Genomic DNA, 19,941 nt, shown 5'->3' with positions numbered 1-19,941 from the left:
CGGCCCTCGGGGGAGCTCGGGGGTCCGGGGTTGTCGGGCGACCGCGGGTCCGGTGGGGCTTCTCGCGCAGTTCCCCGCGCCCCTGAAAGACCAGGCCCTGCGGGCCTGAAAGGCGACGGCCAGCGGGCCCGACGGCGACAGGCCCGTAGGCCTGTCGGCGGGCCCGTAGGCCTGTCGGCGACGGGGCCTGCGCGGGCCGAGAAGCACGGGGCGCAGCCCCTGCTTTTCAGGGGCGCGGGGAACTGCGCGACCAGCCCCCACCGGACCCGCGGTCGCCCGACTACCCCGGCCCCCGAGCCGTCACGCGCCCGGCCCCAGCTCCAGCGTGCAGGACCTGACACCGCCGTCTCCCCGCAGCAGCTCCGAGAGGTCCGTCCCGATCGGGCGGAAGCCCCTGTCGCGCAGGCCCGCAGCGACACGATCGGCCCCCTCCGGCAGGACCACGTGGAGGCCGTCGCTGACGGCGTTCAGGGCCGGTGCCGCCGCGTCGGGCTCGTCCACCACCAGGGCGTCGGGGAAGAGGCCGGCCAGGACGTCCCGGCCGGCCTCGGAGAACGCGGCGGGGCAGTACATGATCTCGTCGCCGTCCAGGACGGTGAGGGCGGTGTCGAGGTGGGGGAAGCGGGGATCGGCCAGTTCCAGGCTGATCAGGGGGCGCCGGAAATAGCCGCGGGCCTCGCGGTGGGCGTCGGGCGGGCCGGCGGACCGGTGGCCGGCCAGGAGCCGGCTGCCGGTGGCCAGGAAGTCCCGGGCGCCCTCGTTGGCGTACGCGGCGCCCCGCACCTCGGTGAAGCCATGGGCGCGGAACCAGTCCAGATACGCCGGTTCCCCGTCCCCTTCTCCTCGGCGCGCCCCCAGCACCAGGCCGTCCACCACCGTGGCGGTGGCCGCCGCCCGGACCGCGTCGGGGAGTCCGGGCAGCGGGCCGATCAGGCGTACGTCGTGGCCGAGGGAGAGATAGAGGCTGTAGAGGCGGCCCCACTGCGTCAGGGCGCGCCGGGAGGTCAGCGCTCGCCCCGCCGTCCGGTCCGTCCAGGGACGGTCCGCCTCCGCCGCGTCGAACGGATACGGCTGGCACATCAGGTACCGGCGGCGGGTGGCGGAGCGCTCCCCACGGCGGTACGCGGGCCGGAGGGGGGTCCGGCCGCGTACCGCCGCGCGAGGGCGGGGGAGGACGCCCTCGCGGCGGGCGCTCATACGGCGGCCATGGCCTCACGCAGGCTCTTGGGGCGCAGGTCGGTCCAGTGCCGCTCGATGTACTCCAGGCACTCCTGCCGGCCCGCGTCGCTGAAGACCACCCGCCAGCCCGCCGGGACCGGGGTGAAGGTCGGCCACAGCGAGTGCTGCTCCTCGTCGTTGACGAGGACGTGGAAGGTGCCGTTGGCGTCGTCGAACGGGTTGGTGCTCATGACGGGTTCAACTCCCTTTTTCTGCGGGTTGGTTGGTGGATCAGCCGATCGTGGACCGGGCTGTCGTGTGCTGTCGTGCCGCCAGGTCGATCGCGATGGCGTCGGCTATCTCGCCACTGCGGATGGCGATGTTGGACAGCAACGCGGAGGCCAGGCCGTGGGTGTGCTCGGTGCCGCCCTGGAGGTAGATGCCGACGTTGAGGTCCGGCGACGTGACGAGGCGGTAGTCGCGTTCGACCCGCAGGCGGCCCTCCTCGTCGCGCAGGCAGTGGGGCGCCAGATCGCCCAGCAGCGCCGTCGGGTCCATGGAGTCGTAGCCCGTGGCGAAGACGATCGCGTCGACGTCGAGGCCGTACGTGGAGTCGTCCCGTACGGAGTGCATCGTGAGCCGGGCCCCGTCGGCGGTCTGTTCGACGGTCCGGACCCGGGAGAGGTTGAGCAGGTGGAGGCGCTTGATCCGGGCGACCTCGTCGTCGTACGCGCGCTGGTAGAGGTCGCGGATGACCTCGTCGTCGGCGACGCCGTAGTTGGTGTTGCGGTGGTAGCGCCAGAACGACTCGCGGGTGCGGTCGGTGCCGCCGTAGTAGTCGTCGACGGCGTCGGCGTCGAAGATGCGGTTGGCGTAGGGGGTGTCGTCGGCGATCGAGTAGCCGTACGACGGCATGATCGCGTAGACCTCGGCGTTCGGGACCGTGTCGTAGACGTACCGGGTGATCTCGGCGGCGCTCTGGCCGGCGCCCACGACGGCGAAGCGCCGGACGCGGTCCCGGTCGAGGGTGTCGAACCGGCCGAGGAACTCGGAGCTGTGCCAGACGCGTTCGCCGCGTTCGATGCCGGTGGGCATCTTGGGGACGAGGCCGGTGGAGACGACCAGGTTGCGTGCCTCGACGAGGCGGGTGCCGCCGCGCGGGCCGTTGTCCTTCACCTCGACACGCACGGTGTCGACGGGCCCGCCGGTGTACCCGTCGGGGAGGTGGACCGCGTTCACCTCGCAGTTGTAGGTGACCCGGTCCGAGAAACTCGACTCCGCCCAGTCGAGGTAGTCGTGGAATTCGTTCCGGGTGGGGAAGAAGTCCTGGTTGTTCACGAACTGGGCCAGGCGGCCGGCGGCGTGCAGATAGGCGATGAAACTCCACTGGGAAGCCGGATTGCGGAAAGTCGCCAGATCCTTCAGGAAGGAGATCTGCATCTTCGTGTCGGGAAGCAGCATGTTGCGGTGCCAGCCGAGGGAGGCCTGCTTCTCGAAGAAGGCCGCGGTGAGCGGTTTCTCGTCCTTTCCGCGCTGCTCCTCCAGTGCGATGGCGAGCGACAGGTTGGACGGCCCGAAGCCTATTCCCACGACCTCGTACGCGTCGGTGTGAGCTTCCATGAGTTCTCCCGCAAGTGGTGTGCTGGAAAGGTACGTTGCGTCTTTTTGGGGCGTCAACGACGGTGGTGGTCGGACAGTTGAACTCAGTGATGGACCGGGCAGCCCTGGACAGTGCCCGTCTTCTCCATGCGGTCCATCAGGTCCGCCGTCTCGCGGTACTGGGTGGAGTCACGCAGGGCGAAGTCCTTCTGGACCCGCTCGCGGATCTCCTGGTCCTGTTCCTGGCTGAGCTTGAACATGCCCTCGGCGCCGGTGATCTCGACGCGGAAGGCGCCCACCGCGGGCAGGATCGTCGCGAAGTAGTCGATGGAGCGGGACATGTCCCAGGCCTTGGCGGCGCCGAAGTCGCGCTCGTAGGCCTTCACGGTGTCCTTGCAGACCTCAAGCGTGTCCTCGCCGGGGGCGGCGGCCTCGATCTTGTGGAAGACACCGTGGACGTGGACCGAGGTGAAGTCCCAGGTGGGTGCGGCAGGGGTGATGTCGTACACCGTGGGCGACACATAGGCGTGCGGGCCGGTGAAGGTGATGAGGACGGGGGTGCCGGTCTCCAGGGCGGTCCAGTGCGGGTTCTCCCTGTTCATGTGGCCGACGAGCCGGCCGCCGGCCAGGTTCTCGGTCCACTCGCCGGTCCACTCCGGATCACGGAGCACGGGGAGGTGGGTGGCGTACGGGTCGGCGTCGGCGGGACCGTTGGACACCAGCAGGGCGAAGGGGTTGAGGCGGATCAGCTCGGTCATCCACGAGCCGTCCGGCTCCCGGTACGGATCGGGAACGAACATTCGGACCTACCAATTCTCGGCGCTACAGGGGGTTTTTCCGTCCCCGGGGCGTTCCTTGTGGGTTCGCCCCGGGGACGGATTCGCGGGGCCGGGGGGTGGGGGCTCCGCGAAGGGGTCAGGACGGTTTGCCGTCCCGGGCCTTGTCGAGCTCGTCGAGCTTGTGGCCGATGACTTCCGCCATTCCGGCGGCGTGCGCCGGAAGGCACATCTCGTGGTGGGTGCTGTGGACGTCGTACGCCGTCACCTCGCCGTCGACGTACGGCTTCCACTGGCCCGTGTAGGGCGCTTCGGGGTTCAGCGTCGCGTTGAAGAAGAGGACGTCGCCCTCGAAGACCGGCGGCGTGTGCTTCTTCAGCAGTTCGACGTGGTGGACCACGAACGCGGACGATTTCTCCAGGAGGATTTCCCGGTCCGCCTCGCCGATGCTCCCGTCGAGATCTCCGACGAATTCACCGAGGAGGCCGCGCACCTGGGCCAGTTCGAGTTCCGGGTCGTTCGCGAAGTGGCCGCCCGGCGCCGCGTCGAGCAGGCCGAGGAGGGCGACTTCGTGGCCCCTGCGCTGGAATTCCGCGGCCATCGCGTGGACGACCGCCCCGCCGAAGGACCACCCGACAAGGTGATACGGCCCTTCGGACTGAATAGAGAGTATCTCTCCCACGTATTCCGTCACCAGGGATTCCAGCGAATTCGGCAGCGCCGAACGGCCGTCAGCCGGGGAGGACCACGCGGGCGACTGGATTCCGTACGCCGGCCGGTCGGCGGGGAGGTGCCCCGCGAAGGACAGGTAGGGCCAGGCGAGTCCACCGGTGAGGTGGACGAACCACAGGGGTTCGCGGTCACCGTCGGCCTTGAGGGTCAGGACGCGGGCGAAAGGATCGGTGTTCTCCCGTACGGCCCGGGTCCCGTACGCGGCGAGCCCGGCCACCGTGGGTGCCTGGAACACCGCCCGCATGGGCAGCGCCAGCTCCAGTTCCCGGCGGACGCGGCTGACGAGCCGGGCCGCCAGGAGGGAGTGGCCGCCCAGGGCGAAGAAGTCGTCGTCGATGCCGACCTTCTCCAGGCCGAGCACATCCGCGAAGAGGGCTGCCAGAGCCTCCTCCCGGCCGGTGCGCGGCGCCCGGTAGGCCTCACCGGTGAACTCGGGTTCGGGCAGCGCCCGGTGGTCGAGCTTGCCGTTCGGGGCGAGCGGCAGCCGGTCGAGGTGTACGAAGGCGGCGGGGACCATGAACTCCGGGAGCCGCCTCGCCACGTGCGCGGACAGGTCCTCGGTGTCGGGTTCGCCCCCGGGGGCGGCCACGACGTAGGCGACGAGCCGCTTGTCGTTCCCGTGGGGTCTGGCGACGACCGCCGCCCGGTCGACGGCCGGGTGAGCCGTCAGGGCCGCCTCCACCTCGCCCGGCTCGACGCGGAAGCCGCGCACCTTGATCTGTACGTCGCCGCGGCCGGCGTACTCCAGCTGCCCGTCGGCGTTCCAGCGGGCCAGGTCGCCCGTGCGGTACATGCGGGAGCCGGGCGGGCCGAACGGGTCGGCGACGAAGCGGTCGGCGGTCAGGTCCGGGCGGCCCCGGTAGCCGCGTCCGATGTTCCCGGCGACGTACAGCTCCCCCACCGCGCCCGGCGGTACGGGCGTGAGCCCCGGACCGAGCACGTACGCCCGCATGTTGGCGAGCGGGGCGCCGATCGGCGCGCTGCCCGTGGCCTCCCCCACGCGGGAGACGGTGGCGTAGAAGCTCTCCGTCTGGCCGTACGCGTTGACCACGCGCACCCCTGGGAACGCCTCCCGCACCCGTCGCAGGAGCCCGGACGTCAGGGCCTCGCCCGCGAAGACCAGCGTGTCCACGGAGGTCGTGCCGGCGAGCTGGTCGACGAGTTCGGCGAAGACCGACGGGACCGTGCTGATGACGGAGCCCTGCCAGCCGTCCCGTTCGCCCAGGGCGAGCACGTCGCGGACGATCTCGACGGTGCCGCCGTGGGCGAGCGTGGTGAACAGCTCGAACACCGAGACGTCGAAGTTGACCGACGTGCCGGCGAGCATCCGGCGTCCGGGGGCCATGCCGACCGGACCGGCGAGCCGCAGCACGCCGTTGACCACGTTGGAGTGGGTGATCGCGACGCCCTTCGGGGTGCCCGTCGAGCCGGAGGTGTACATCACGTAGGCGAGGTTCTCCGGCCGGACCGGACGCCCGAGGTCGGTGTCGTCGGCCGGAAGGACCAGCTCGTCGACATACAGCTTCGGCACGGACGTCGGGGGCAGTACGGAGAGCGTCCCGGAGTCTGTGAGGACCAGGGTCGGCCGCGCCTCGCCGAGGATGTACTCCAGGCGGTGGCTCGGGTACTTCGGGTCGATCGGCAGATAGGCGCCGCCCGCCTTCAGCACGGCCAGCAGGGCGACCGCCAGTCCGGCCGTGCGCGGCAGGGACACCGCGACCACCGACTCCGGACCGACACCGTGGGCGACGAGCTCCCGGGCGAGCCGGTTGGCCGCCGCGTTCAGCCCCGCGTACGACAGTGTCGTGTCGCCGCATTCGACGGCGGGCGCGTCCGGGGTGCGCGCGGCCTGGCGCTCGACCAGTCCGGCGACGGTGACCTCGGGGGTGTCCGCGGCCGTGCCGCTCAGCTCGGTGAGCCGCTCCCGCTCGGCCGGTTCGAGGAGGTCCAGCCGGCCGACCGGCACCGACGGGTCGATCGCGATCTGCCGCAGGATCCGGACGAGCCGGGCACCCAGCGTCTCGACGGTCCCGCGGTCGAAGACGCCCTGCTGGTACTGGAGCACGAGCTGGAGGTGCGGGTCGGCGGCCGCCATCACCGTCAGCGGGTAGTGCGTGCCGGAGAAGGGGCGGATGCCGGTGAAGGCGATCCCGGAGGCGCTGTTGGCGGAGTCGATGCCCTCCTTGTCCACGGGGAAGGACTCGAAGACGACGAGGGTGTCGAAGAGCGTGCTCAGACCGGTGGTGCGGTGGATCTCGCTCAGGCCGTGGTGATGGTGGTCGAGGAGCGCGGCCTGCCGGCGCTGGAGCCCGGTGAGCAGGTCGGCGAGGGTGTCGCCGGGGCCGTGTTCGACGCGTACGGGCAGGGTGTTGATGAACAGCCCGACCATGGAGTCGACGTCCGTCACCGTCGGCGGCCGCCCGGAGACGGTCGCGCCGAAGACGACGTCCTGACGGTTCGTCGACAGGCTCAGCAGAACCGCCCAGGCGCCCTGCACGAGCGTGTTGACGGTGACGCCGAGTTCGGAGGCGCGGCGGTTGAGCGCGCGGGCCTCGTCCAGGGGGAGCCGTACGTCGATCTGACCGACGCCGGTGGCATCGCCGTCCGCGGTGTGCGGGGCGAGGAGGGTGGGTTCCGTCACGCCTTGCAGTTCCGCCGCCCAGGCACGGGCCGTCGCGTCCCGGTCCTGCCGTGACAGCCAGGCGAGGAAGTCCTTGAAACCGCGGGTGCGGGGCAGGACGGCCGGGTCGCCGGCGGAACCGTACAGGTGGAGCAGGTCCTGCATGAGGATCGGGAAGGACCAGCCGTCGAACAGCACGTGGTGGGCCGTGAGGACCAGTTCGGAGCGTTCGTCGGTCATCCGGACCAGCGACAGCCGCAGCAGTGGTGGGGCGGCCGGGTCGAAGTGGGCGGTGTGGTCCTCGGTGAGGAACCGCTCGAAGGCCTCCTCCCGCTCGGCCTCGGGGAGTTCGCGCAGGTCGGTCTCCCGCCACGGCAGCGTCACGCCGTCCACGACCGCCTGGACCTGCTGTCCGGCCGAGTCCGTCACGAACGCGACCCTCAGGTTCGGGTGGCGGTCGAGCACGGCCTGACCCGCGGCCCGCATCCGGGCGGGGTCGACGCGGCCGGAGACGTGGAAGGCGATCTGCATCTGGTAGGCGTCGTGTTCGGCGCCGTCGTCCAGGAGGGACTGGAAGAGCAGGCCGGACTGGAGCGCGGTCAGCGGCCAGACGTCGGTGAGACCGGGGTACGCCCGCTCCCACTGCTCGATGTCCCGCTGGGTCACGTCCACGAGGGGGAGGTCGGACGGGGTGAGTCCGCCGGCCTCCGGGTCCTCGGCGACGTGCGTGGTGATCGCGTGCAGTGCCTGTGACCAGAGGTCCATGAGGTCCTGGACCTCGGTGGGGGTGAGGACGCCTGCGGGGAAGCCGACGTTGGCGTCCAGTTGGGCGCCGAGTTCCGTGTCGATGACGGCCGAGTTGATCTCGATGGTCGTCATCGCCGGCATCTCGCCGAGGTCGGCGGTGAGGCCGGCGGCCGGCAGTTGGGTCCAGCCGAGGCCCCTCAGTTCTTCGGGCATGTCCGCGGCGGAGAAGCGGCCCAGGTAGTTGAAGCCGATCTGCCCGGCCACGCCGAGGCCCTTGAGGCCGGCCCCTGTTTCCTCGTTCAGGTAACGCAGCAGGCCGTAGCCCAGGCCCTTGTCCGGGACCGACAGCAGTTGCTCCTTGATCGCCTTGACGACTCCGCCTGTCGCGCCGCCTCCCTCGAACGCCTCGTCCAGGTCGAAGCCCGTGGTGTCCAGGCGGACCGGGTACATGCTCGTGAACCAGCCGACCGTGGAGGAGAGGTCCGCGCCCGGCACGGCCTCCTGCTCGCGGCCGTGGCCTTCGAGGCGGATCAGGGTGGACGGCTCGTCCAGGCCCCTGCCCCGCCGCCACTTGGCGACCGCGAGCGCGAGGGCGGCGAGGAGGCCGTCGTTGACTCCGCCGTGGAAGGCCGTCGGGACCTTCGTCAGCAGCGCCTCGGTCACGGCGACCGGGAGGCGGACGGACAGGTGGTCGAGGGTGGAGCGGGTGTCGACCGTGGGGTCCAGCGGGCGGGAACCCAGGTCGGGGTCCGGGCCGTCGAGGATGCCGCGCCACAGCTCCAGCTCTGCCGTGCGCTCCGGGGAGTTGGCCTCCTCGATCATCGCGTGCGTCCAGCGGCGTACGGAGGTGCCGACCGCCGGGAGTTCCGCCGTGCCGTTCCTCCTGACCTGCTTCCAGGCCTCGGCGAGGTCGGGGACCAGGATGCGCCAGGAGACGCCGTCGACGACCAGGTGGTGCAGGGCGACGAGGAGACGACCGGGGGTGTCGGAGGCACCGGTGTCGAACCAGACGAACTGCGCCATGACCCCGGCCGCCGGGTTCAGCCGGCCGGTCGCCGCGTCGAGTTCGGTGGCCGCCGTGCGCAGCCATGTCTCGTCCCACACTCCGTCGCACCCGATCCGCCGGATCAGCGCGGCCGTGTCCACCGACCCGGCCTCCGCGACCTCCAGGCTCTCCCCGGCCAGCCGCGACCTGAGCAGGTCATGGCGGTCGAACACGGCGTCCAGGGTGGCCGCGAGGCCGGCCGCGTCGATGCCGTACGGCAGTTCCAGGGGCAGCGACATCGAGAAACGGTCGAAGTCGCCGCCCAGCTCCAGCATGTACTTCGCGACCGGCAGCAGCGGCAGCGTGCCCGTGCCGCCGCCCTCGAACTCCTCCAGGAGTACGGCGGTGCCGGTGGTGCGGGCCACCCGGGCGAGTTCGGCGACCGTGCGGTGTTCGAAGATCTCGCGGGGGGTGACCTCGACGCCCTGGGCGCGGGCCCGGGTGACGACCTGGATGGAGCGGATGGAGTCGCCGCCCACGGCGAAGAAGTCGTCGTCGACGCCGACGCGGGCGTGGCCCAGGACGTCGGTGTACACGGCGGCGAGGATCTTCTCCTCGGGGGTCCGGGGGGCCCGGTACTCCCCGCCGCTGAACTCCGGTTCGGGCAGTGCCCTGGTGTCGAGCTTGCCGTTCGGGGCGAGGGGTAGCCGGTCGATGACCACGAAGGCGGCCGGGACCATGAACTCCGGCAGCCGCTCGGCGACGAATCCGCGCAGGTCGCGGGAGGTGAGCCCGGCGGTGAGGTCGAAGTCGGTGTCACCGAGGTTCTGACCGCCGTGGCCGGAACCCGCGTCCGCGGGCACCACGTATCCGACGAGCTGCTTGCTCTTGCCGTGCTCCCGCACCACGACCGCCGCCCGGCCGACGCCCGGGTGCGCGGTGATCGCGGCCTCGACCTCGCCGGGCTCGATACGGAAGCCCCGCACCTTGACCTGGGAGTCGGCCCGGCCGGCGTACTCCAGCTGCCCGTCGGCGTTCCAGCGGGCCAGGTCGCCCGTGCGGTACATCCGCGAGCCGGGCGGGCCGAACGGGTCGGCCACGAACCGCTCGGCGGTGAGCTCGGGCCGCCCGCGGTAGCCGCGGGCGATGTCGCCGGCGATGTACAGCTCACCGACCACGCCCATGGGGGCCGGGGTGAAGCCGGGGCCGAGCACGTACGCCCGCATGTTGCCCAGCGGGGTGCCGATGGGCGCGCTGCCGGTGCCGCCGCCGGAGCCGTCGGCGGTGAAGGTGGTGGCGTAGAAGGACTCGGTCTGACCGTAGGCGTTGATGACGCGGACGCCCGGGATCTGCTCCCGCATCCGCTCCACCAGGGCGGTGGGCAGTGCCTCGCCGGCGAAGACGACCGTCTCGACGGTGAGCCGGCCCGCGAGCTGGTCGAGCAGCTCGGTGAAGGCCGACGGCACGGTGGAGATCATCGTGCCGTTCCAGTTGTCGCGTTCGCCGAGGACGAGGACGTCCCGGACGATCTCGGCGCTGCCGCCGACGCTCAACGTGGTGAACAGCTCGAACACCGACACGTCGAAGTTGATCGACGTACCCGCGAGGATCCGCGAGCCCTTCCTGACACCGACCCTCGGGATCAGCCGCAGGATGCCGTTGACGACGGTGTGGTGGCTGAGGGAGACGCCCTTGGGCACACCCGTCGATCCCGAGGTGTACATGACGTACGCCAGGTTCTGCGGGTGCGCGGTGGCCGGCAGGTTGTCGGGCGACCGGTCCGTGAGGTCCAGGTCGTCGACGTACAGCTTCGGCAGGTCCGTCGCGGGGAGCACGGAGACCGTCTCGGAGTCCGTCAGGACGAGCGTCGGGGCGGCCTCCGTCAGGATGTGGTCCAGGCGGTGGCTCGGGTACTTCGGGTCGATCGGCAGATAGGCGCCGCCCGCCTTCAGCACGGCCAGCAGGGCGACCGCCAGTTCGGCGGTGCGCGGCAGGGACACCGCGACGAGGGTCTCGGGGCCGACTCCGCGGGCGACCAGCTCGCGGGCGAGCCGGTTGGCGCGGGCGTTCAGTTCCCAGTACGCGAGCGTCGTGTCGCCGGAGACGATCGCGACCGCGTCCGGGGTGGCCGCGACCTGCTTCTCGACCAGTTCGGCGACGGTCACCCGCGGGGTGGACTCGGCGGTGTCGTTGAGGCGGTGCAGGACCTTGTCGCGCTCGGCCTCGTCGAGGATGTCCACCGCGCCGACACGGGCCGCCGGGTCGGCGACGAGCTGGCGCAGCACCCGGACGAAGCGGTCGGCGACCCGTTCGGCCGTCTCGCGGTCGAACAGGTCGGTGGCGTACTCCAGGAGGCCCTCGACCTCGCGTCCGTCCGGGCCCGTCACCTCGGTGAGGTTGAAGAACAGGTCGAACTTGGCGGTGCCGGTCGGCGTCGGGACGTAACCGACGGCCAGGCCCGGCAGGTCGAAGTCGGCCTGGGCGAAGTTCTGCCAGGCGAACATGACCTGGAACAGCGGGTGGTACGCCGTGGACCGCTCCGGGTTGAGCAGCTCCACCAGGCGCTCGAAGGGCGCGTCCTGGTTGGCGTACGCGGCCAGGGCCTTGTCCCGGACCTGCGCGATCAGTTCCTCGAAGGAGGGGTTGGCGGACAGTTCGGCGCGCAGCACCCAGGTGTTGACGAAGAACCCGACCAGGTCGGTGAGGGCCTCGTCGGTGCGGCCGGCGATCGGGGAGCCGATCGGGATGTCGTCGCCGCCACCGAGCTGGTGCAGGAGCACGGCCAGCACGGACTGCATGACCATGGACACGGTCACGTCGTGGTCGCGGGCCAGCTTCTCGACGGCGACGAGGAGGTCGTCGTCGAGGCGGAAGTCCAGCATCTCGCCCCGGTAGCTCGCCTTCGGCGGGCGCGGCCGGTCGACGGGCAGCCGCAGCGGCTGCGGTACGGCGGCCAGTTCCCGCCGCCAGTACGACGACTGGGCGGCCAGCGGGCTGTCCGGGTCCGTGGCGTCGCCGAGCAGGTCCCGCTGCCAGAGCGTGTAGTCGGCGTACTGCACCGGGAGTTCGGCGAACTCGGGGGCCAGGCCTTCCCGGCGGGCCGCGTACGCGGTGGAGATGTCCCTGATCAGCGGGGCCATGGACTCGCCGTCGCCGGCGATGTGGTGGATGAGCAGGGTCAGGACGTGCTCGCCCGGCCCGCAGCGCAGGACGCCGGCGCGGACGGGGATGTCGGTGGCCAGGTCGAAGTGGTGCCCCGCCGCTCGGGCGACCGCGCCCGGCACGTCGTCCGGCGCCACTTCCACGACGGGGACGGCCAGGCTGAACTCGCCCGGTTCCAGGACGACCTGGTACCCCGTCCCGTCGGCTTCCTCCCCGTACACGGTCCGCAGGCTCTCGTGCCGGGCCACGACGTCCCGGATCGCCTCGGCCAGGGCCTCGGTGTCCAGGTCGCCGGTCAGCCGCAGCGCCATCGGAATGTTGTAGGTCGCCGACGGGCCCTCGAACCGGTCGATGAACCACAGCCGGCGCTGGGCGAAGGACAGCGGCAGCCGCTCCGGGCGGTCGCGCACGCGCCGCAGGGGGGTGCGGACGGTGTCGCCCGAGGAGAGGCGGGCCGTGAGTTCGGCGACCGTCGACGCGCCGAAGACCACCTTGATCGGGATCTCCACGCCCAGTTCGGTACGGATGCGGCTGATCAGCCGGGTGGCGAGGAGCGAGTGGCCGCCCAGGTCGAAGAAGTTGTCGTCGATGCCGACCTCGTTGACACCGAGCACCTCCGCGTACAGCCGGGCGAGGATCTCCTCCCGCTTGGTGCGCGGCGCGCGGTAGGGCACCCCGGCGAACTCGGGCGCGGGCAGCGCGGCCCGGTCGAGCTTGCCGTTCGGCATCAGCGGCAGCCGGTCGAGGACCACGTAGGCGGCCGGGACCATGAACTCGGGGAGCTTGCGGGCCGCGAAGGCCGCCAGCTCCTCGGTGTCCACCTCCGTGCCGGGCACGACGTACGCCACGAGCACCTTGCCGGCGTTGGTGCCGCGCCCGTCGCGGGCGATCACCGCGGCCTGGGTGACGCCCGGGTGGGACGCCAGAGCGGCCTCGACCTCGCCGGGCTCGATACGGAAGCCGCGCACCTTGACCTGGGTGTCGCCGCGGCCGATGTACTCGATCTGCCCGTCCTCGTTCCAGCGGGCCAGGTCGCCCGTGCGGTACATGCGGGAACCGGGCTCACCGAACGGGTCGGCGACGAATCGGTCGGCGGTCAGGTCGGGCCGTCCGCGGTAGCCGCGGCCGAGGTTCCCGGCGACGTACAGCTCGCCGACGGCGCCCGGCGGTACGGGCGTGAGGCCCGAACCGAGCACGTACGCCCGCATGTTGGGCAGCGGGGTGCCGACGGGGGCGCTGCCCGTGCCGTTCCAGCCGGCCGTGTCGAACGTGGTCGCGTAGAAGCTCTCCGTCTGCCCGTAGGCGTTGATCACCCGGACGCCGGGGAAGGCCTCGCGGACCCGGGAGACCAGGGTCGACGGCAGGGCCTCGCCGGCGAAGACGACCGTGTCCATGGCGGTCCGGTCGGCGATCTGGTCGAGGAGTTCCGCGAAGGCCGACGGCACGGTGCTGATGACGCCGCCGCGCCAGTGGTCGCGCTCGCCGAGGACCAGGACGTCCCGGACGATCTCCGCCGTGCCGCCGTGGACGAGCGTGGTGAACAGCTCGAACGCGGAGACGTCGAAGTTGATCGAGGTGCCGGCCAGCACCTTCGAGCCCGCCTGGATGCCCATGCGGGCGGCGAGCCCGAGGACGCCGTTCACGAGGGTGGAGTGCGTGATGGCGACGCCCTTGGGGGTGCCGGAGGAGCCCGAGGTGTACATCACGTAGGCGAGGTTCTGCGGGTGGACGGTGATGCCGGGGTCTTCCACGGACGCGTTCGTGAGGTCGAGCCCGTCGACGTACAGCGTCGGCACCGAGGTGGCCGGCAGCACGGCGACCGTCTCGGAGTCCGTCAGGACCAGGGTCGGCCGGGCCTCGCCGAGGATGTACTCCAGGCGGTGGCTCGGGTACTTCGGGTCGATCGGCAGATAGGCGCCGCCCGCCTTCAGCACGGCCAGCAGGGCGACCGCCAGTTCGGCGGTGCGCGGCAGGGACACCGCGACGACCGTCTCCGGACCGACACCGTGGTCGACGAGGACGTGGGCGAGCCGGTTGGCGCGGGCGTCGAGCTGCTCGTACGTCATGCGGGCGCCCTCGAAGACGAGCGCGACCGCGTCCGGGGCCGCGGCGGCCCGCTTCTCGAAGAGCCGGGTGACGGTGGCGTCCGGGGTGGGCGCGGAGGTGCCGCTCAGCTCCAGCAGGCGCTCGTGCTCGGCCGGCTCCAGGACGTCGACCAGGCCGATCGGCAGGGTCGGGTCGGCCGCCAGCTGCCGTAGTACGAGGGCGAGCCGGGCCGCGTACGACTCGACGGCCACCCGGTCGAGGACGTGTTCCTGGAACTGCAGGGCCAGGCGCAGATGCGGGTCCGCGTCCGCCATCACGGTGAGCGGGTAGTGGGTGCCCGTGGAGGGGCGGATGGTGGTGAAGGCGATCCCGGCCGCCGCGTTGGCCTCGTCGAGGCCGGCCCGGTCGACCGGGTAGGACTCGAAGACGACCAGGGTGTCGAAGAGGGTGCTGAGCCCGGTGGTCCGCTGGATCTCGCTCAGGCCCTGGTGGTGGTGGTCGAGCAGCGCGGCCTGCCGCCGCTGGAGCCGGGTCAGGACATCGGCGAGGGAGTCGCCGGGGGCGTACTCGACACGGACGGGCAGGGTGTTGATGAAGAGGCCGATCATCGAGTCGACGTCCGGGACCGCCGGGGGCCGTCCGGAGACGGTCGCGCCGAAGACGACGTCCTGACGTCCGGTGAGCCGGCCGAGGAGAACCGCCCAGGCGCCCTGCACCAGGGTGTTGACGGTGACGCCCAGTTCGGCGGCGCGCCGGGTGAGCCTGCGGACCTCGTCCAGGGGCAGCGGGACGTCGACGGAGCCGATGCCGTGGCTGCCGGTGGCCGGGGCGCCGCCGCGCACGAGGAGGGTGGGCTCCTCGACGCCTTCCAGCTCCCGCGCCCAGGCCCGGTCGGACGCCTCGTGATCCTGGCGGGCGAGCCAGCCGAGGAAGTCCTTGAATCCGCGTACCCGGGGCAGGACGGCGGGGTCGCCGCCGGAGCCGTACAGGTGGAGGAGGTCCTTCATCAGGTGGGGGAAGGACCAGCCGTCGAAGAGGACGTGGTTGGCGGTGAGGACCAGCTCGGAGGTCTCCCCCGTCATCCTGACCAGGCTCATGCGCAGCATCGGCGGGACGGCGGGGTCGAAGGCCGCCGCGTGGTCCTCGGCGAGGAAGTGCTCGAAGGACGCGTCGCGCTCCGCTTCGGGGAGGTGGGTCAGGTCGATCTCCCGCCAGGGGAGTTCGACACCCTCGACGACGGCCTGTACCTGGCGGCCGGAGGAGTCGGTGACGAACGCGGCCCGCAGGTTCGGGTGCCGGTCCAGCAGCGCCTGGCCCGCCGCGCGCATGCGGTCCGCGTCGACCTGTCCGGTGACGTGGAACGACATCTGCATCTGGTAGGCGTCCCAGGAGTCGTCGTTCAGCATCGTGTGGAACAGCAGGCCCGACTGGAGCGCGGTCAGCGGCCAGACGTCCGCGAGACCCGGGTACGTCCGCTCCCAGCGCTCGATGTCGTGCTGGGTGACGTTCACGAGGGGGAGGTCGGAGGGGGTGAGGCCACCCGCGTTCTCATCGCCGATGTGCTTGACCAGCGCCTCCAGGGCCGCGAACCACAGGCCCACCAGCTCCTCCACGTCCTCCTTGGCGAAGAGGCCCGCCGGGAAGCCGATGTCGGCGTCCAGTTGGGCGCCCTCTTCTGTGTCGATGACCAGGGAGTTGATCTCCAGGGCGGACATGGCGGGCATGTCGGCGTCCAGGGGGGCGGAGAGTTCCGAGAGCTGGGTGAAGCCGAGGCCTCGGAGGTTTTCGGGCATGTCGGCGGTGGAGAAACGGCCGAGGTAGTTGAAACCGATCTGCCCGCGCCCCTGAAGGGGCGCCTGCGCAGCCCTTGTTTCCTCGTTCAGGTAACGCAACAGGCCGTATCCCAAACCCTTGTCCGGGATCGCCAGGAGTTGTTCCTTGACGGCCTTCACGGCGCTTCCCGCCGCGCTGCCTCCCGCGAACGCCTCGTCCAGGTCGAAGCCCGCCACGTCCAGTCGGACCGGGAACAGGCTCGTGAACCAGCCCACCGTGGACGACAGGTCCGCGCCGGGGACGACGTCCTGTTCGCGGCCGTGGCCCTCCAGCTTGAGCAGGGTCGAGGACTCGTACACACCCCGTGCGCGCCGCCACTTGGCCACCGCCAGGGCGAGGGCCGCGAGGAGGCCGTCGTTGACGCCGCCGTGGAACGCGGCCGGGACCTTGGTCAGCAGGGCCTCGGTGACGTCGGCGGGGAGCTGGACGCGGACGTGGTCCAGGCTGCCCCTCGTGTCGATGGTGGGGTCGAGCGGGCGGGTGCCGAGGAGCGGGTCGGGGCCGTCGAGGATCCGCTTCCACAGACCCAGCTCGGCCGTTCGCTCCGGCGAGTTCGCCTCCTCGATCAGGGCGTGCGTCCAGCGGCGTACGGAGGTGCCGGTGGCCGGCAGCTTCGCGTGGCCGTCGACGCGGACCTGCTGCCAGGCGGCGGCGAGGTCCGGCAGCAGGATGCGCCAGGAGACACCGTCGACGACCAGGTGGTGCAGGGCGATGACGAGGCGCCCGGGGACCTCGGGGTCGGCCGGGTCGAACCACACGAACTGCGCCATGACCCCGGCGGCCGGGTCCAATCGCCCGGTCGCCGCGTCGAGTTCGGCGGCCACCCGCGCGTCGCGGGCCTCGTCCCACTCCCCGTCGTACCCGACCCGGCGCACCAGCGGGCCCGCGTCCAGCGACCCCGGCGCACTCACCGCGAGGCGGTGGCCGTCGAGCCGTGACCGCAGCACGTCGTGCCGGTCGAGGACGGCGTTCAGCGTGGCGACGAGCCCGGCGCGGTCGATGCCGACCGGCAGCTCGGCCAGTACGGCCATCGAGAACCGGTTGTGGGAGCCGCCGAGTTCGAGCATGTACTCGGCGATCGGCAGCAGCGGGAACTCGCCGGTGCCGCCGCCCTCGTACTCCTCCAGGACGACGGAGGCCGCCGCCCGCTCGGAGACGACGGACGCCAGCTCAGCCGCCGTACGCCGTTCGAAGATCTGCCGGGGTGTGACCTCGACGCCCTGGGCGCGGGCGCGGGAGACGACCTGGATGGAGCGGATGGAGTCGCCGCCGACGGCGAAGAAGTCGTCGTCGACACCGACCCGTTCCAGACCGAGCACCTCGGCGTAGACCTCGGCGAGGATCCGCTCGCGCTCGTTGCCGGGCGCCCGGTACGCGCCGCCGGTGAACTCCGGTTCGGGCAGCGCCCTGCGGTCGAGCTTGCCGTTCGGGGCGAGCGGCAGCCGGTCGAGGACGACGAAGGCGGACGGGACCATGAAGTCGGGCAGCCGCCGGCCCACGAACGCGCGCAGCTCGGCGGTCTCGACGCCGGCCCTGAGGTCGGTGCTGGTGGAGTCGCTGCTGTAGGCGGGCACGACGTACCCGACGAGCTGCTTGGTGGTGCCGTGCGGGCGGGCCACGACCGCGGCCTGCGCGATGCCGGGGTGGGCGGTCAGCGCGGCCTCGACCTCGCCGGGCTCGATACGGAAGCCGCGGACCTTGACCTGGGTGTCGCCGCGGCCGAGGTACTCCAGCCGGCCCTCGGCGTTCCACCGCGCGAGGTCGCCCGTGCGGTACATGCGGGACCCGGCGGGCCCGTACGGGTCGGCGACGAACCGGTCGGCGGTCAGCTCGGCGCGCCCGTGGTAGCCGCGCGCCACGTTGCCGGCGACGTACAGCTCGCCCGCCACGCCCTGCGGTACCGGGGTCAGGCCGGGGCCGAGGACGTAGACGCGCATGTTGCCCAGCGGGGTGCCGATGGGCGCGCTGCCCTCGCCGTGCCACCGCCGGGTCTCGTCGATGGCGAACGCGGTGGCGTAGAAGCTCTCGGTCTGGCCGTACGCGTTGACGACCCGCACACCCGGGAACGCCTCGCGCACCCGTGCGGCCAGCGTCGAGGGCAGGGCCTCGCCGGCGAAGACGAGCGTCTCGACACGCGTCGTGCCCGCGATCTGGTCCATCAGCTCGGCGAAGACGGACGGGACGGTGCTGATGAGGGTGCCGTTCCAGCTCTCGCCCCGGGCCGCGCGCTCGCCGAGGACGAGGACGTCCCGGACGATCTCGACCGTGCCGCCGTGGGTGAGCGTGGTGAAGATCTCGAAGACCGACACGTCGAAGTTGACGGAGGTGCCCGCGAGGGTCCGCGAGTCCTTGCCCAGGTCGACGCGGTCGGCGAGCTGGAGCACCCCGTTGACGATGGTGTGGTGGGAGAGGGCGACGCCCTTCGGGGTGCCCGTCGAGCCCGAGGTGTACATGACGTACGCGAGGTTGTGCGGGTGCGCGCCGACGTCGGGGTTCTCCGCCGGCCGCCCGGTGAGGTCGAGCTCGTCGACGTACAGCCGCGGTGTGTCCGTCGCCGGCAGCACGGAGACCGTGTCGGAGTCCGTCACGACCAGCCGCGGCCGGGCCTCGCCGAGGATGTACTCCAGGCGGTGGCTCGGGTACTTGGGGTCGATCGGCAGATAGGCGCCGCCCGCCTTCAGCACCGCGAGCAGGGTCACGACCAGGTCGTGGGAGCGGGGCAGGGACACGGCGACGACGCTCTCCGGGCCGACGCCGCGGTCGACGAGGACGTGGGCCAGCCGGTTGGCGCGGGCGTTGAGTTCGCCGTACGTCAGGGAAATGCCCTCGTACACGACCGCCTCGGCGTCGGGGCTGAGGGCGACCTGCTCCTCGACCAGCCGGGCCAGGGTGACCATGGGGGTCTGCTCGGCGGTGGCGTTCATCTCGACGAGGAAGCGCCGGCGCTCGGCCGGGTCGAGGGTGTCGACGGCGCCGACCGGCAGGGCCGGGTTCGCCATCAGCTGCCGCAGGACGCGGACGAAGCGGGCGCCGATGGATTCGGCGGTGGTCCGGTCGAACAGGTCGAGGGCGTACTCGATGGTGCCGCGAGCGCCCTGCCCGTCGTGGTGCCGGGCGATGTTGAACTCCAGGTCGAACTTGGAGGTCTTCGTGTCGAGCTGCTCGAAGTCGAGGCGGGCTTCGAGGCCGGGCAGGTCCAGCTCGGGACGGGTGATGTTCTGCCAGGCGAACAGGACCTGGAACAGCGGGTTGTAGGCGGTGGAGCGCTCGGGGCTGAGCCGGTCCACCAGCATCTCGAAGGGGGCGTCCTGGTTGTCGTAGGCGTTCAGGGCCCGCTCGCGGACCTGCTCCAGGACGTCCTCGAAGGTGGGGTTGCCGTCCAGACCGACGCGCAGCACCCAGGTGTTGACGAAGAAGCCGACCAGGTCCGCGAGGTCCTCGTCGTCGCGGCCGGCGATCGGGGAGCCGATCGGGATGTCGTCGCCGCCGCCGAGCTGCTGCAGCAGGACCGCCAGGACGGACTGGAGCACCATCGACACGCTCAGGCCGCGCTCGGTCGCCAGCTCCTCGACCTGGGCGAGGAGTTCGGGCTCCAGCGCGAACTCGACCGTGTCACCCCGGTGGCTGGCCACCGAGGGGCGGGTGCGGTCGACGGGCAGCTGCAGCGGCTGCGCCATCCCGGCCAGTTCGGCCTCCCAGTGCGCGAGTTGCCGGGACACCAGGCTGTCGGGGTCGTTCTCGTCGCCGAGCAGCTCGCGCTGCCAGAGCACGTAGTCGGTGTACTGCACCGGAAGCTCGGGGAACTCCGGTGCCCGGCCCGCCCGGCGGGCCGTGTAGGCGAGGCCGAGGTCCCGCAGCAGCGGGGCGCCCGACTCGCCGTCGGCGGCGATGTGGTGGAAGAGCAGCAGCAGGACGTGCCGGTCCGGGGCCTGGCGCAGGATGCGGGCGCGGACGGGGATCTCGGCGTACAGGTCGAAGGTGTACGAGACGGCCTCGGCGACCGCTTCGGAGAGCCGCCCGGGCTCGACGTCCACGACGGGGATGTCGGGCCGGACCTCCTCCGGCGGAAGTATTCGCTGGTAGGGGACGCCGTCCTCGTCGTAGAGGATCGTGCGCAGACTCTCGTGCCGGCCCACCACGTCGCGGATCGAGGCGGCGAGCGCGCGCGTGTCCAGCTCGCCCGTGAGGTGCAGGGCGAGGGGCACGTTGTAGGTGGCAGAGGGGCCCTCGAAGCGGTCGATGAACCAGAGCCGACGCTGGGCAAACGACAACGGGATCACTTC

The 19,941-nt window shown here is 71.7% G+C and carries 5 protein-coding genes; all 5 read right to left on the bottom strand.

Translation table 11 applies throughout. The features are described from left to right. Positions 1-300: 300 nt before the first annotated feature. The 5 genes from OG622_RS30915 to OG622_RS30895 all read right to left on the bottom strand — a co-directional run bounded on the left by OG622_RS30915 (position 301) and on the right by OG622_RS30895 (position 19,938). Positions 301-1,197 (bottom strand): dimethylarginine dimethylaminohydrolase family protein, encoded by an 897-nt coding sequence (locus OG622_RS30915; protein ID WP_371579897.1) that lies wholly within the window; start codon positions 1,195-1,197, stop codon positions 301-303. Further along, positions 1,194-1,409: an MbtH family protein gene (locus OG622_RS30910; RefSeq protein ID WP_371579896.1), complete on the bottom strand. Its 216-nt coding sequence runs from the start codon at positions 1,407-1,409 to the stop codon at positions 1,194-1,196. The genes OG622_RS30915 and OG622_RS30910 overlap by 4 nt, the downstream gene beginning before the upstream one ends. 40 nt (positions 1,410-1,449) lie before the next feature. Further along, a complete protein-coding gene (locus OG622_RS30905; protein ID WP_371579895.1) occupies positions 1,450-2,778 on the bottom strand; it encodes a lysine N(6)-hydroxylase/L-ornithine N(5)-oxygenase family protein in 1,329 nt (442 codons plus the stop codon). Between the two features lie 83 nt (positions 2,779-2,861). Next, positions 2,862-3,557, bottom strand: a complete 696-nt coding sequence (locus OG622_RS30900; protein WP_371579894.1) for an FMN-binding negative transcriptional regulator — start codon at positions 3,555-3,557, stop codon at positions 2,862-2,864. A 115-nt stretch (positions 3,558-3,672) separates the two neighbouring features. Then, positions 3,673-19,938, bottom strand: a complete 16,266-nt coding sequence (locus OG622_RS30895) for an amino acid adenylation domain-containing protein (RefSeq protein WP_371579893.1) — start codon at positions 19,936-19,938, stop codon at positions 3,673-3,675. Between the last annotated feature and the right edge of the window lie 3 nt (positions 19,939-19,941).

This window comes from Streptomyces sp. NBC_01314 (assembly GCF_041435215.1).
GTDB lineage: Bacteria > Actinomycetota > Actinomycetes > Streptomycetales > Streptomycetaceae > Streptomyces.
Note: the sequence above shows the minus strand (reverse complement) of the source record. Positions and strands in the feature narration are given on the sequence as shown.

Excerpts from the sequence above, each read along its gene's own strand:
- OG622_RS30915 (WP_371579897.1), bottom strand. The coding sequence starts at position 1,197 with ATGAGCGCCCGCCGCGAGGGCGTCCTCCCCCGCCCTCGCGCGGCGGTA.
- OG622_RS30910 (WP_371579896.1), bottom strand. The coding sequence starts at position 1,409 with ATGAGCACCAACCCGTTCGACGACGCCAACGGCACCTTCCACGTCCTC.
- OG622_RS30905 (WP_371579895.1), bottom strand. The coding sequence starts at position 2,778 with ATGGAAGCTCACACCGACGCGTACGAGGTCGTGGGAATAGGCTTCGGG.
- OG622_RS30900 (WP_371579894.1), bottom strand. The coding sequence starts at position 3,557 with ATGTTCGTTCCCGATCCGTACCGGGAGCCGGACGGCTCGTGGATGACC.